This is a genomic window from Pseudomonas sp. R4-35-07 (genome assembly GCF_003852235.1).
In the GTDB taxonomy this organism is placed as follows: Bacteria; Pseudomonadota; Gammaproteobacteria; order Pseudomonadales; family Pseudomonadaceae; genus Aquipseudomonas.
This window is the reverse complement of the sequence record NZ_CP027732.1, coordinates 798,871-812,601: the sequence shown is the minus strand read 5'-3', so window position 1 is coordinate 812,601 and position 13,731 is coordinate 798,871. Positions and strand designations below refer to the sequence as shown.

Below are 13,731 nucleotides of genomic sequence, written 5' to 3'. Positions count from 1 at the left end.
ACATGGATTTCGGTGTTTAGTCGACCAGGGTGCAGGCCATCACGACCGCGTCTTCGCGGCCGCCCACGGCTGGGTAGTAATCGCGACGACGGCCAATCTCGTTGAAGCCATAGCGCTCATACAGGCGGAACGCCCCGGTATTGCTGTCACGCACTTCCAGGAAACACTCACGAGCATTGGCCGCATACGCGCGGGACATCAGATGCTCCAGCAGCGCCAACCCCAAACCTCGGCCCTGATTCTCCGGCTTCACGGTGATATTGAGCAGATGCGCCTCATCGAGGATGATCTGCACCACGCCATGGCCCACCTGCTGCTCACCTTCGAACATCAGCCAGATCTGGTATTTGCCCAGCCCGTCGAGAAAGATGCCCCGGGTCCATGGATGGCTGAACGCTGCGTATTCGATCTTCAGCACGGCATCGAGGTCTGCCTCGGTCATCGGGCGGAAGGATAAAGCCTCACTCATCGGTTGTTTTCCAGCGCGCCATCAGCCGGCGCATGGCTTGCCAGATATCAGCCTTACGCTGTGGCTCTTCCATTAATAATTCCAGGCCCGGCAGGGCCCATACCGAACCCAGGCCTTCAACCTGCAGTTCGCGGTACCAGGCTTCGGCATCCGCCTCACCGGCAAAGCGCACGGCGGGCAGGCCGATCAGCCACAGGCAGACGCAAGGCTCGTCTTCCAGGCGTGCCGCAACAAAACTCTGTACAAAATCCCGCGCAGCGTCCGGGCCCTGGTCCATGGTGCCGCGCACCAGCAGTGGCCAGCGCACCGGGTCGCCGACAATTTGCGGGCTGTCGGGCAGGCCGGCGGCGCGCAGCATGTCTTTGAGCAGCAGGTAGGCCGGGTCGCGCGACTGGAAACGTTCGCCGGTGGGTAATTCCACCAGCAGCAGGCAACGCCCGGCGCGCAGCAGTTGCAGGGCAAAGCGTGGCGGCGGCACGACCGGGGCCTTGGCCACCGGGGCCGCCTCCTCGGCAACCACCGGCTTGATCACCGGTGACGGGCGCGGCACCTCGATCTTCGTGCGCTCCAGCGTCGGCCGCGTTTCGGGCACAGGCTTGATGACCGCCACCGGCGCGGCGGCTTCCTCGCCTGAAGGTGCGAACGCCTCATAGGGCTCCGGCGCCTGCAACAGCTCGGGCCGCGACGGCGCGGCAAACGGCAGTTCGGTGCGGGGCAGCCAGTTGACCACCTGCATGGCGCTCAAGTAAGCGCGACGTCGGGACTCGGTAAGCACAGCTCAGCCACTTGTGGATAACTAAAGAGCGGGGATTCTACCGCTGTTCGGCAACAATCGCCCACTGCACACTGACCGGCTGTGGATAAATCCCGCGCCCGATGCAGTACAATCGCGACTTTTAATCGCCAACCAGCCGGCCTTTCCCATGATCGAACCCAAGCGCGTCCTGCGCGCCCTCGCCGAACACTGGGCCTTACTTGAGCCACTGTGCGAACACTTCGACCAAGGCACCCTGAGCCTGGGCGAACTGCGCGCGCAACTGGCCGCCCAACAATTGGACAGCACGCCCCAGGACATCACCAGCTTGCTGGACGTGTGGATCCGCCTGGATATCCTGGTGCCGGTGGCCAAGAGCCCGAACCGGTTCGAGCTCAACGCGCAGATTCACGATTTCCTGGCGTATCTTCGCAAGGAGCACCGGCTTGGCCTGTGCCTGGAAATCGAAGCTTACCTGCGTCACCTCGAGCGCCTGGCCGGTTATATCCAGGACGCTTTTGACATCCGTGACGGCCACGACCTGGCCCGGCAATTGCGCCTGCTGGATATGCGCGTACGGGATGTGCTGAAAAAACTCGCCAACGACGAACAGGCCCTCGCGGCCGTGGCCGACCGCGCCAAGACCAGCGACCGGCAGATCCCGTTGCGCCAGCGTTACGCCGAGGTGTTGGCCACCTGGGACGAATACGTTGAACCGATGATCCAACTGGTGAACGCCGACGGCGCGTTCGAGCAAGGCGTGCGCAAGGTGGAAAACGTGCTGCTGCGCATGCTCACCGAGCAGCAGCGTCTCGGCCACCTGGTGGACGACGACATGCTGCTGCGCACCCACGCGCGCATCCTCGAGATGCAGACCAGCGCCCAGCTGACCCTGCGCCATGCGCGCGAGCTGTTGTTGCCGCTGCGCGAAGAAGCACGCCGGCACAACGCCGTGACCCGTGGCGCGGCGCTGGCCCTGTCGGCCATCCGCCGCAAAGGCCTGGACGCGGTGCCGCAGGCTGCCATGCCAATGTTCAGCCGGCCGCAAAGCACCTTCCTCGGCAGTGCCAGCCAGGTCGAGGCGTATGTGTATGCCCTGGCGAATTTCGAGCCGAAACCGGCGCGTTTCCCCAAGGCCCACAAAACCCACAAGGGCGAAGCCCCGCGCGCACCGCGAACGGTCAAGGAAATGCTCGAACGCTGCGAAGACGCGCTGCCGATGCCGGACCTGATGACCTGGCTGCTCGAGCAGGAACCGGACGGTGCCACCGACGAATTGTTGTACTGGTTCTCGCGGCTCTCGCGGGAAAAACGCTTCAAGCGCGAGCGCCTGGAACGCCGCGATTACCACACCCACGAGCACCAGGTCAGCCTGCGCTCCTTCGCCCTGCTCCCGGCCAGCTCTGACGCGGCCGAGCACTCTGCGAGCATCCCAAATGCATCTTGATCTATCCGAACTGTCCCAGCTGGCGCCGATCTTTCGCGAGCTGTTCAAGGGCTACCACGTCAGCCGCCGCGACCCGGAGCTGTACGCACAACTGTCGAATTTCCAGGACCAGTACCGCACGCTGTTCAAGGCCCTGGGCTTTGAGCTGGTGTGCGATACGCGGGGTTTCTACTACTTCGTGCCGGACACCGCCGTGGCTGCCGCGCAGGTGAACAAGACCGCCCAGCGCCTGGCGTTGTTCACCTTCATCATCGTCGAACACCTGGCCGACCAGGGCCGCGACCCGGTTGCCGTGCTCGATGGCGGCAGCCTGGGCCGCGATGAACTGCCGTCGTTGCTGGAGAAATACCGCGACCTGTTTATCCAGGCCGAAGTGCAGACCCAGGAAGAACTCGAAGAAAAAATCATGCGCCGTATGACTCAGCTGGGTTTTGCCAGCGAAGACAACGGCATCTATCGCTTCCTGCCGCCGATGCATCGTTTCCTTGATGTGTGCCTGTCGGTCCAGCAGGACCGCGACCTCGCCGCCAGTGTGCACAGCGTCTTGCCGTTGCCGGCGCCGGTGATCATCGACGAAGACAGCGATGAAAAACTGCTGAAGACCGATGACCCGCTGGACTTGAGTGACTTCGCCGAAGACAGCGAAGAAGACGCCCTCGCCCGCGCCATTGCCGAAGAACAGGAGACCGACGCATGAGTAAGGAACGCTACGGCATACGCCGTTTCGCCCTGTTGAATACCGCGGGCTACAGCCTGGGTTTGTTCCCGCTGGAAGAACCGTTGTCGGTGTATGGCGCGAACAACCTGGGTAAATCCGCGTCGATCAACGCCTTGCAGTTCCCGATCCTGGCGCGCATGTCGGACATGAGTTTCGGCAAGTACACCCTGGAGCAATCGCGGCGCTTCTACTTTGCCACCGACACCAGCTACATCCTCGTGGAAGTCTCGCTGCCCCACGGCCCGCATGTGATTGGCGTGGTCGGGCGCGGCCCGGGCGGTGGTTTCGGTCATCAGTTCTTCGCCTATGCCGGCAAGCTGGACCTGGCCCACTATCAGAAAAACGACACCTGCCTGCGCCAGAAAGAGCTGTTCACCAACCTTGAGCGCGAAGGCCTGAAGGCCTATGAGCTCAAGCCCGACGAACTGCGGCGCCTGTTGGTGGGCGGCCACACCTCGGTCCCGCTGGACCTGACGCTGATCCCACTGCGCTCCACCAGCGAACAGAGCCTGAAGACATTCCGTGCGTTGTTCATCAACCTGCTGCACATGCGCGAAATCACCGCCGCCAAGCTCAAGCAATTGTTCCTCGATGCGTTTGAACACAGCCTGCGCTCCGGCAGCGTCGATTACATCGCCGCGTGCGAAGAAGCCTTCCGCGATGTACGGCGCATGGAGCAGGACTACAACTCCTTGGTGGCCGCCGGGCCGTTGGTCGAAGCACTCGCCAATGGCGTGAAACAGCGCGACATTTTGCGCGGCAAATTGCATCGCCTGTCGCCGTTGCTCGATTCGCTGTTGGGCACCTGGTCGGATTACGCCAGTGCGCGCAAGGAAGAGCTGACGATCCAGGCCGAACACTATCGCAACGAGCAGGATGCGCTGCAGAACGACCAGCGTGGCGGCACCCAGGAGCTGATGCGCCTGGAGCGCGAGATCAGTGGCATCCAACGCTGGTTGGGCGAGTTGTCGGTGCTCAAGCATCGCTTCGCGCTGGTCGATGATGTGCGGGTGCTGGAGCAGCAATTGCTCGCGGCCAAGGACGCTCACGACGAATTGGCGGGTGCGCTGGCGCAGTCGCGTCAGTTCAGCGCCGAGGACCTGGACGAGCGTCTGCGCGACCTGGAAAAACGCTTGAAATCGGTCAAGCAGCAGCTTGATCACGCGGACAACAACAGCTACGCCAAGCTGCGCGAAGAATTCTCGCAACAGGATGTCGAGCGCTTGATGCGCCTGTTCAACAGCGCGTTGTTCAGCCTGCCCCTGGGTGAACATGGCATCACGCTGGATGAGCAAGGCCAGTGGGTCAAATCCCTGGAACAGATCCTCGAGGGTTTCAAGGGCGAGCGTTTCGAAGTGCCGGGGCTGTCCATCGACCTCTCGCACATCGAACCACCGGCTTTGCAGGCCCTGGCGGATCGCGCGGCGTTGCGCGACCAGAAAGAACGCCTGGAAAAAGAACTCAAGCAACTGAAAACCCAACATGCGGTCGCTTCCGACCGAGCGGCGAGCAAGACCCAGACCGAAGCGCTGTACCAGCAGGTATTGGACGCGCAGAAGGCGCTGGAAGATTTCCGCCGCACCCAGACCCTGAGCGCGGAGGAAGGCGAGAAGCTGGAAAATCTCGCGCAGATGGAAGCGGCCCAGGACGAACTGAAGCGCTCCAGCGATGCGTTCACCGAGCGCGTCCAGCAGCTGTCGGCCAAGCTGCAATTGGTCGGCCGCCAGATCGGCGATATGGAAGCCAAGCAGCGTACGCTGGACGACGCGTTGCGCCGGCGCCAGCTATTGCCGGCGGACCTGCCGTTCGGCACGCCGTTCATGGACCCGGTCGACGACTCCATGGACAACCTGCTGCCGCTGCTCAACGACTACCAGGACAGCTGGCAAGGCTTACTGCGCGCCGATGGCCAGATCGAAGCGTTGTATGCGCAGGTGCGCCTCAAGGGCGTAGCCAAGTTCGACAGCGAGGACGACATGGAGCGGCGTCTGCAACTGCTGATCAACGCCTATGCGCACCGTACCGATGAGGCGTTGACCCTGGGCAAGGCGCGCCGCGCGGCCGTCACCGATATTGCGCGAACCTTGCGCAATATCCGTACCGACTACGACAGCCTGGAACACCAACTGGCGTTGTTCAACCGCGAAATCAACAAGCGCCAGGTCTCCAACCTGCAGAGCTTTCGCATCGTGCTGGCGCCGAACAAGGAAGCCCTCAAGCATATCGACCAGATCATCCACAGCGCCGGTCAGTATGAAGAAGGCGAAACGTTGTCGGTGTTCGACCTCAGCCAGAGCGCCGAGCAGGACAACAAGAACGAAGAAGCCAAGGAATACCTGGCCCGCCTCGTGGCGGCCAACCATAACCAACTGGGCCTCAAGGACCTGTTCGAGCTGGCGTTCGAGATCACCAAGGTGAACGGCCAACCGGTGATTCATACCGACATCGACGGCGCCGCGTCCAACGGCACCACCATGACCATCAAGGCGCTGACCAACATGTACTTGTTGCTGCACCTGATGGACCGCGACCAGGCCGGTCGCGTGCGCTTGCCGTACTACCTCGACGAGGCGGCGGATATCGATGAGAAGAACCAGGCAGCGTTGCTGGAAACCAGCCTGCAGTTGGGCTTCGTGCCGATCCTGGCCAGCGTGAAGCCGCAGGTGTCTGCCCAGGTAGCGATCGACCTGGAAGGCGGCAGCGGGCCGAACGGGATCTACATTGATGAGGCCGACTGGAAATATATCCGTCGTCACGATGCGGTGAAGGCCACCCTGAACATGCAGGCGGACGAGCCGGAGTTGGATGCCGTCTGACGTGTAGCGCTGAAAGGCAGAAAGGCCGCGATCGTTTGGATCGCGGCCTTTTTTGTGGGTTTTGCAGTGTTTTTCAAGGCCTCATCGGGGGCAAGCCCCCTCCCACACTTGAATGTATTCACACATCGGAATGTGGGAGGGGGCTTGCTCCCGATAGCCGCGCCTCGGTCTATTTGCCGAGTGGAATCTTCGGCGCCCAGGTCAGCCACTCATCCTCGAACTTGTCGAACAGTGCAAAGGTCTGCTGCGGCCGTACCGGGTTGCCCATGCGCTCGCCTTCAGGCGTGGCAAAGGCGATACCGCCGGCAACCAACGTCTCCAGGGACTCGGTACGCACCGTCGCGCCCTTGAACAAGCCGAAGTCGAGCCCGAAGCCGCTGGTGTTCCAGAAGCGACTGCCACTGCGTACCAACGGCGCGTATTTGGGCTCGATCAGGATGTGCACCAAGACACGGTCGGCGGTCTGTCCCAACTCATAGCCGGTAACTTTGCCCACGGTGACTTCACGGTAGGTGACGGGCACGCCTTCCTTGAGCGAACCACGGCGTGCGGCGCTGAGTGTCAGGCTCAGGCCGGCCTCCTGGCGGGCGGCTTCAGGCGGTTGGGCAAGGGCGACAAAGCTCTTTTGCGGGCCGGCGTTTTTCGCGGCCGGTTGCACTTCGATGTATTGACCGGTGACCAGGGTTTCCAGATTTGCCGTCTTCATCAAGCCCAATTCAGGCTTGACCACCCAGAACTGGCTGCCAACCCGCGCAATGCGGTCCGCAACCTGGGTGATACGCGCCTTGAGCAGCACCGATTGCATGTCGGCACTCAGGTCCACGCTCTCGAGCTTGCCCACTTCCAGGCCTTTGAAGCGCACCGGCGTGCCTGGGCTCAAGCCGTCGGCGCGATCGACCTTGATGGTGACCAGGGTGCCATGCTGATTGGCAGCGTCCCGATCAGCAAACAAGCGGAAACGGGGGATGCGTCGTTTCAGCGGCACATTCGGTTCCGGCGTTTCGAAGGCGATACCGCCGGCCATCAAACTGGCCAGGGATTCACTTTTTACCTGGATACCGCCGGTAAGCCCACCAGTGAGGGTGACACCGCTGGCATTCCAGAAACGTGTCGAACCGTTGACCAGGCTTTCATACTCTTTCTCGATATGAACGCCGATCACCAATTGCTTTTTCTTGCGTGAAAACTGGTAGCTCTGTACCGAACCGACCTTGACCTGCTTGTACAGAATCGGGCTGCCGACATCCAGCGAGCCGAGGTTGTCGGTGAGCAACACCATGTGCAGGCCTGGGGAGCGCAGATCCAACGGTGGCGCCTTGGCGCGCGCTACGTATTCACGTTGTGGCGGGGTGCCTTTGTCGCCGGGGCGGATGGCGATGTAGTTCCCTTTGACCAGGGCCTCCAGCCCGGTAATGCCGGCCAGGGAGATGGATGGCTTGACCACCCAGAATTGCGTGTCCTGAACCAGGTAGTCTTCGGCCAATGGGTCGAGGGTCAATTCAGCGCTGGCGCTGGTCAGGTCCGGGTCGATCTTCAGGGTTTTCAGGCTGCCGACCTGGATACCTTTGTACATCACGGGAGTGCGTCCAGCCTGCAGGCCTTCGAAATCGGTGAGCTTGACCTTGACCTTGATGCCCGCGGCGGCGGCGTCGAAATCCTCGTACAAGCGAAAAGGCAGGCTCGGGTCGGTTGGCGGGCTGTCTTTGCGGTTTTCCGGTGTGGCGAAGGCAATACCACCGGCGACGATACTGGAGAGGGATTCACTGCGCACTTTCACGCCGGACAGATTGGCGTCGATGCTGATGCCGCTGGCGTTCCAGAAACGCGTGTGTTTGCGCACCAGGTTGGCGTAGGTCGGTTCGATATAAACCTTGATCTCGACGGTGCTCTGGTCTTCAGACAACAAGTAACTTTTGACCTGCCCCACCTGGATCTGCTTGTAGAACACCGGGCTGCCACGGTTCAGCGAACCCAGGCGATCAGCCTTGAGGGTCAGGTGCAGGCCGGGCTTGGCGTCGGATAACGGCGGCTCCTCGGAAAGCGCCTTGAATTTGCGGGTGGGCTCACCATCCCCCGGGCTTGCGGCGATGTAGTTGCCCGAAACCAGGGTTTCCAGGCCAGTGATGCCGGCGAGGCTGACGCTGGGCTTGACCAGCCAGAAGCGGGTGTTGGTCTTGAGGTATTGTTCGACGTCCTTGTTCATCTCGATGGTGGCAATCACCCCGCGATTGCTGCCTTCGTCATCCAGCGCCAAGGCCTTGACCTTGCCCACCGTCATGCCTTTGTAGACCACTTCGGTCTTGTTGACTTGAATGCCTTCGCCGCTTTCAAAGCGGACCTGGATCTCGATACCTTGCTGGGAGTAGGCACGCCACCCCAGCCAGCCACCGATGATCAGGGCGATCAGGGGCAACACCCAGATGGCCGACCAGTTGGACGCGGGGCGGGTTTTAGCTTTAGGCAAATCACTCATGGTCGTCATCCGACTCCGTGTTATCCCAAATCAGTCGGGGATCGAAGGTTACTGCGGCAAACATCGTCAAGATCACCACACTGGCAAACGCTGCAGCGCCGAGATTGGCTTCGACACTGGCAAGCCGCCCAAAGTTTACGACCGCCACCAGGATGGCGATCACGAAGATATCCAGCATGGACCAGCGACCGATGAATTCGATAAAGCGGTACATGATAATGCGTTGTTGCGCAGACAGCGGTTGCCGGCGCTGCACCGAAAACAGCAGCAGGCCGATGCCCACAAGCTTGAACGTCGGTACCAGGATACTGGCGATGAACACCACGGCGGCAATCGGAAACATGCCGTGCTGTACCAGTTGGATCACGCCGGACATGATGGTGCTCGGGTCGCCTTGGCCGAGAGAGTTGACGGTCATGATCGGCAGCAGGTTGGCCGGGATGTACAGGATCGCCGCAGTCACCAGCAGTGCCCAGGTGCGTATGAGGCTATTGGGACGACGTGGGTGAATCAGCGCGCCGCAACGGGTGCAGAGCTGCTCATCGGCATCGGCTTGCTGCTTGTTCAACTCATGGCATTCGGTACAAATCAGAATGCCTGCATCAATTGCCCGCATGGTCATCCTCTCCTGACAGCGCTTGCCAGATCTGGTGGGGTGACATCACCACCTCGAGCAGAATCTGAACCATTAACAGACTTACAAAGCAGACCAGACCCAAGCCAAGCGTAATGGAGGCCATGTCAGCCAGCTTCACAAGTGCCACCAGTACGCCCATCAAGTAGACCTCCAGCATTCCCCAATCTTTCATATGGTGGTAGATGCGGTAGAACAGCAGTCCATAACTGCGACCGATGCTCCAGCGGATACTGAGCAGCACAGCCAGTTGGCACAACAATTTGAGCAGGGGAATGCCCATGCTGCACAAGAAAACCACAGCAGCAACGCCCTGCATACCGGTGTTGAACAGGCCAACTACGCCGGTCCACACGGTGTCCTCCGAGGACTGCCCGAGTAGATTGAGCTGCATGATGGGTAAAAAATTCGCGGGGATATACAGCAGCAGTGCTGCCAGCACCAACGCCAGGCTGCGCTCGACGACATTGTGACGATGAGCGTAGAGCTCGTAACCGCAACGCGGGCATTCAGCCTTCTCACCGAGGGCGAGCGAGGGTTTGCGCATCAGCAGGTCGCACTCATGGCATGCCACCAAGTCGTCCAGGGGCAAGTCCGACACCTCAAGGGCATCAACCGGATCGGGCATAAATAGGGCTCGGGCTCTAAAAAAGGTTAGGTGCCTATTCTAGTGGTCTGGTTCAGAAATAACTGTGCAAATTTGTCAGAGGTGTTGGGGGAGTATTGGCACTTTTCGACCGCCCAAAACAAAACCCCATCTGCTTTCGCAAATGGGGTTTCGGAATTTAATCTTGACGATGACCTACTCTCACATGGGGAAACCCCACACTACCATCGGCGATGCATCGTTTCACTACTGAGTTCGGGATGGGATCAGGTGGTTCCAATGCTCTATGGTCGTCAAGAAATTCGGGTACTGAGTCGTGGCCAGATGGCCTCGCTTCAGCAAATTGGGTATGTAATAGAAATTGGTGTTTTGTGAGTATCGAACTTTCGGTTCATTGCGTCTTCACACACCGCAATCTGATGCTTCTGCTTTTTTAAAGTCAGGAGTAGTCAAATTGCTTGGGTGTTATATGGTCAAGCCTCACGGGCAATTAGTATTGGTTAGCTCAACGCCTCACAGCGCTTACACACCCAACCTATCAACGTCGTAGTCTTCGACGGCCCTTCAGGGGACTCAAGGTCCCAGTGAGATCTCATCTTGAGGCTAGTTTCCCGCTTAGATGCTTTCAGCGGTTATCTATTCCGAACATAGCTACCCGGCAATGCCACTGGCGTGACAACCGGAACACCAGAGGTTCGTCCACTCCGGTCCTCTCGTACTAGGAGCAGCCCCTCTCAAATCTCAAACGTCCACGGCAGATAGGGACCGAACTGTCTCACGACGTTCTAAACCCAGCTCGCGTACCACTTTAAATGGCGAACAGCCATACCCTTGGGACCGGCTTCAGCCCCAGGATGTGATGAGCCGACATCGAGGTGCCAAACACCGCCGTCGATATGAACTCTTGGGCGGTATCAGCCTGTTATCCCCGGAGTACCTTTTATCCGTTGAGCGATGGCCCTTCCATACAGAACCACCGGATCACTAAGACCTACTTTCGTACCTGCTCGACGTGTCTGTCTCGCAGTCAAGCGCGCTTTTGCCTTTATACTCTACGACCGATTTCCGACCGGTCTGAGCGCACCTTCGTACTCCTCCGTTACTCTTTAGGAGGAGACCGCCCCAGTCAAACTACCCACCATACACTGTCCTCGATCCGGATAACGGACCTGAGTTAGAACCTCAAAGTTGCCAGGGTGGTATTTCAAGGTTGGCTCCACGCGAACTGGCGTCCACGCTTCAAAGCCTCCCACCTATCCTACACAAGCAAATTCAAAGTCCAGTGCAAAGCTATAGTAAAGGTTCACGGGGTCTTTCCGTCTAGCCGCGGATACACTGCATCTTCACAGCGATTTCAATTTCACTGAGTCTCGGGTGGAGACAGCGCCGCCATCGTTACGCCATTCGTGCAGGTCGGAACTTACCCGACAAGGAATTTCGCTACCTTAGGACCGTTATAGTTACGGCCGCCGTTTACCGGGGCTTCGATCAAGAGCTTCGCGTTAGCTAACCCCATCAATTAACCTTCCGGCACCGGGCAGGCGTCACACCCTATACGTCCACTTTCGTGTTTGCAGAGTGCTGTGTTTTTAATAAACAGTCGCAGCGGCCTGGTATCTTCGACCGGCATGAGCTTACGGAGCAAGTCCTTCACCCTCACCGGCGCACCTTCTCCCGAAGTTACGGTGCCATTTTGCCTAGTTCCTTCACCCGAGTTCTCTCAAGCGCCTTGGTATTCTCTACCCAACCACCTGTGTCGGTTTGGGGTACGGTTCCTGGTTACCTGAAGCTTAGAAGCTTTTCTTGGAAGCATGGCATCAACCACTTCGTCGTCTAAAAGACAACTCGTCATCAGCTCTCGGCCTTAGAATCCCGGATTTACCTAAGATTCCAGCCTACCACCTTAAACTTGGACAACCAACGCCAAGCTGGCCTAGCCTTCTCCGTCCCTCCATCGCAATAACCAGAAGTACAGGAATATTAACCTGTTTTCCATCGACTACGCTTTTCAGCCTCGCCTTAGGGACCGACTAACCCTGCGTCGATTAACGTTGCGCAGGAAACCTTGGTCTTTCGGCGTGGGTGTTTTTCACACCCATTGTCGTTACTCATGTCAGCATTCGCACTTCTGATACCTCCAGCAAGCTTCTCAACTCACCTTCACAGGCTTACAGAACGCTCCTCTACCGCATCACTTACGTGATACCCGTAGCTTCGGTGTATGGTTTGAGCCCCGTTACATCTTCCGCGCAGGCCGACTCGACTAGTGAGCTATTACGCTTTCTTTAAAGGGTGGCTGCTTCTAAGCCAACCTCCTAGCTGTCTAAGCCTTCCCACATCGTTTCCCACTTAACCATAACTTTGGGACCTTAGCTGACGGTCTGGGTTGTTTCCCTTTTCACGACGGACGTTAGCACCCGCCGTGTGTCTCCCATGCTCGGCACTTGTAGGTATTCGGAGTTTGCATCGGTTTGGTAAGTCGGGATGACCCCCTAGCCGAAACAGTGCTCTACCCCCTACAGTGATACATGAGGCGCTACCTAAATAGCTTTCGAGGAGAACCAGCTATCTCCGAGCTTGATTAGCCTTTCACTCCGATCCACAGGTCATCCGCTAACTTTTCAACGGTAGTCGGTTCGGTCCTCCAGTTAGTGTTACCCAACCTTCAACCTGCCCATGGATAGATCGCCCGGTTTCGGGTCTATTCCCAGCGACTAGACGCCCTATTAAGACTCGCTTTCGCTACGCCTCCCCTATTCGGTTAAGCTCGCCACTGAAAATAAGTCGCTGACCCATTATACAAAAGGTACGCAGTCACCTAACAAAGTAGGCTCCCACTGCTTGTACGCATACGGTTTCAGGATCTATTTCACTCCCCTCTCCGGGGTTCTTTTCGCCTTTCCCTCACGGTACTAGTTCACTATCGGTCAGTCAGTAGTATTTAGCCTTGGAGGATGGTCCCCCCATATTCAGACAAAGTTTCTCGTGCTCCGTCCTACTCGATTTCATGACTAAGAGATTTTCGCGTACAGGGCTATCACCCACTATGGCCGCACTTTCCAGAGCGTTCCGCTAATCTCAAAGCCACTTAAGGGCTAGTCCCCGTTCGCTCGCCACTACTAAGGGAATCTCGGTTGATTTCTTTTCCTCAGGGTACTTAGATGTTTCAGTTCCCCTGGTTCGCTCCATACACCTATGTATTCAGTGTAAGGTAACCATCTTATGATGGCTGGGTTCCCCCATTCAGACATCTCCGGATCAAAGTCTGTTTGCCGACTCCCCGAAGCTTTTCGCAGGCTACCACGTCTTTCATCGCCTCTGACTGCCAAGGCATCCACCGTATGCGCTTCTTCACTTGACCATATAACCCCAAGCAATCTGGTTATACTGTGAAGACAACATTCGCCGAAAATTCGATCATACTCAATTAAGAGCGACTCACAAATTTTACCTTAGCCTGAGCCGTTACCAGTGAAAGTAACGGTCAGTCTATCTTTCTATCACATACCCAAATTTTTAAAGAACGAACTAGTCAAAGACTAGAAATCAACATTCACCATCACAACGATGGAATGCTCATTTCTAAGCTTTCTACAAACAGAAGCAGTAGTGGTGGAGCCAAACGGGATCGAACCGTTGACCTCCTGCGTGCAAGGCAGGCGCTCTCCCAGCTGAGCTATGGCCCCGTATTTCTACAGGCGTTTCCCACACAAAATTGGTGGGTCTGGGCAGATTCGAACTGCCGACCTCACCCTTATCAGGGGTGCGCTCTAACCAACTGAGCTACAGACCCAATTTCGGGCTGCTTCTTTT

General features: G+C 58.2%; 8 protein-coding genes, 2 tRNA genes and 2 rRNA genes. 3 read left to right on the top strand and 9 right to left on the bottom strand.

Annotated elements, in window-relative coordinates; all coding sequences use genetic code 11:
* Positions 1-16: 16 nt before the first annotated feature.
* Both rimI and C4J89_RS03475 read right to left on the bottom strand, forming a co-directional pair.
* Positions 17-469 (bottom strand): ribosomal protein S18-alanine N-acetyltransferase, encoded by a 453-nt coding sequence (rimI, locus tag C4J89_RS03480; RefSeq protein WP_003188286.1) that lies wholly within the window; start codon positions 467-469, stop codon positions 17-19.
* On the bottom strand, positions 462-1,205 hold the full coding sequence (locus C4J89_RS03475; protein WP_124415991.1) for an energy transducer TonB: 744 nt from the start codon (positions 1,203-1,205) through the stop codon (positions 462-464). The genes rimI and C4J89_RS03475 overlap by 8 nt, the downstream gene beginning before the upstream one ends.
* 187 nt (positions 1,206-1,392) lie before the next feature.
* On the opposite strand from C4J89_RS03475, the gene mksB reads away from it, so the two are divergent.
* From mksB to mksF, 3 genes are read left to right on the top strand one after another with little or no spacing between them, the layout of a single operon-like run.
* Positions 1,393-2,670, top strand: coding sequence for an Mks condensin complex protein MksB (mksB, locus tag C4J89_RS03470; protein WP_124361157.1), 1,278 nt, complete (start codon positions 1,393-1,395; stop codon positions 2,668-2,670).
* Complete coding sequence (mksE, locus tag C4J89_RS03465; RefSeq protein ID WP_124361156.1) at positions 2,660-3,367, top strand: Mks condensin complex protein MksE; 708 nt, start codon at positions 2,660-2,662, stop codon at positions 3,365-3,367. The genes mksB and mksE overlap by 11 nt, the downstream gene beginning before the upstream one ends.
* On the top strand, positions 3,364-6,204 hold the full coding sequence (gene mksF / locus C4J89_RS03460) for an Mks condensin complex protein MksF (RefSeq protein WP_124413771.1): 2,841 nt from the start codon (positions 3,364-3,366) through the stop codon (positions 6,202-6,204). The genes mksE and mksF overlap by 4 nt, the downstream gene beginning before the upstream one ends.
* Before the next feature lie 169 nt (positions 6,205-6,373).
* Here mksF and C4J89_RS03455 read toward each other — a convergent pair whose 3' ends face one another.
* From C4J89_RS03455 to C4J89_RS03425, 7 genes are all read right to left on the bottom strand, one after another.
* Complete coding sequence (locus C4J89_RS03455) at positions 6,374-8,677, bottom strand: PqiB family protein (protein WP_124413770.1); 2,304 nt, start codon at positions 8,675-8,677, stop codon at positions 6,374-6,376.
* Positions 8,670-9,293: a paraquat-inducible protein A gene (locus C4J89_RS03450; RefSeq protein WP_124361153.1), complete on the bottom strand. Its 624-nt coding sequence runs from the start codon at positions 9,291-9,293 to the stop codon at positions 8,670-8,672. The genes C4J89_RS03455 and C4J89_RS03450 overlap by 8 nt, the downstream gene beginning before the upstream one ends.
* Complete coding sequence (locus C4J89_RS03445) at positions 9,280-9,939, bottom strand: paraquat-inducible protein A (protein WP_124361152.1); 660 nt, start codon at positions 9,937-9,939, stop codon at positions 9,280-9,282. The genes C4J89_RS03450 and C4J89_RS03445 overlap by 14 nt, the downstream gene beginning before the upstream one ends.
* Positions 9,940-10,100: 161 nt before the next feature.
* Positions 10,101-10,216, bottom strand: a 5S ribosomal RNA gene (gene rrf, locus C4J89_RS03440).
* 171 nt (positions 10,217-10,387) lie between these two features.
* Positions 10,388-13,279: ribosomal RNA gene (locus C4J89_RS03435) — 23S ribosomal RNA — on the bottom strand.
* A 249-nt stretch (positions 13,280-13,528) separates the two neighbouring features.
* Positions 13,529-13,604: transfer RNA gene (locus C4J89_RS03430), tRNA-Ala, on the bottom strand.
* 30 nt (positions 13,605-13,634) lie between these two features.
* Positions 13,635-13,711 (bottom strand) — tRNA-Ile (locus C4J89_RS03425).
* Between the last annotated feature and the right edge of the window lie 20 nt (positions 13,712-13,731).

What these genes read in the sequence shown, in the direction of transcription:
- rimI (WP_003188286.1), bottom strand. Translation starts at nt 469, where the DNA reads ATGAGTGAGGCTTTATCCTTCCGCCCGATGACCGAGGCAGACCTCGAT.
- C4J89_RS03475 (WP_124415991.1), bottom strand. Translation starts at nt 1,205, where the DNA reads ATGCAGGTGGTCAACTGGCTGCCCCGCACCGAACTGCCGTTTGCCGCG.
- mksB (WP_124361157.1), top strand. Translation starts at nt 1,393, where the DNA reads ATGATCGAACCCAAGCGCGTCCTGCGCGCCCTCGCCGAACACTGGGCC.
- mksE (WP_124361156.1), top strand. Translation starts at nt 2,660, where the DNA reads ATGCATCTTGATCTATCCGAACTGTCCCAGCTGGCGCCGATCTTTCGC.
- mksF (WP_124413771.1), top strand. Translation starts at nt 3,364, where the DNA reads ATGAGTAAGGAACGCTACGGCATACGCCGTTTCGCCCTGTTGAATACC.
- C4J89_RS03455 (WP_124413770.1), bottom strand. Translation starts at nt 8,677, where the DNA reads ATGAGTGATTTGCCTAAAGCTAAAACCCGCCCCGCGTCCAACTGGTCG.
- C4J89_RS03450 (WP_124361153.1), bottom strand. Translation starts at nt 9,293, where the DNA reads ATGCGGGCAATTGATGCAGGCATTCTGATTTGTACCGAATGCCATGAG.
- C4J89_RS03445 (WP_124361152.1), bottom strand. Translation starts at nt 9,939, where the DNA reads ATGCCCGATCCGGTTGATGCCCTTGAGGTGTCGGACTTGCCCCTGGAC.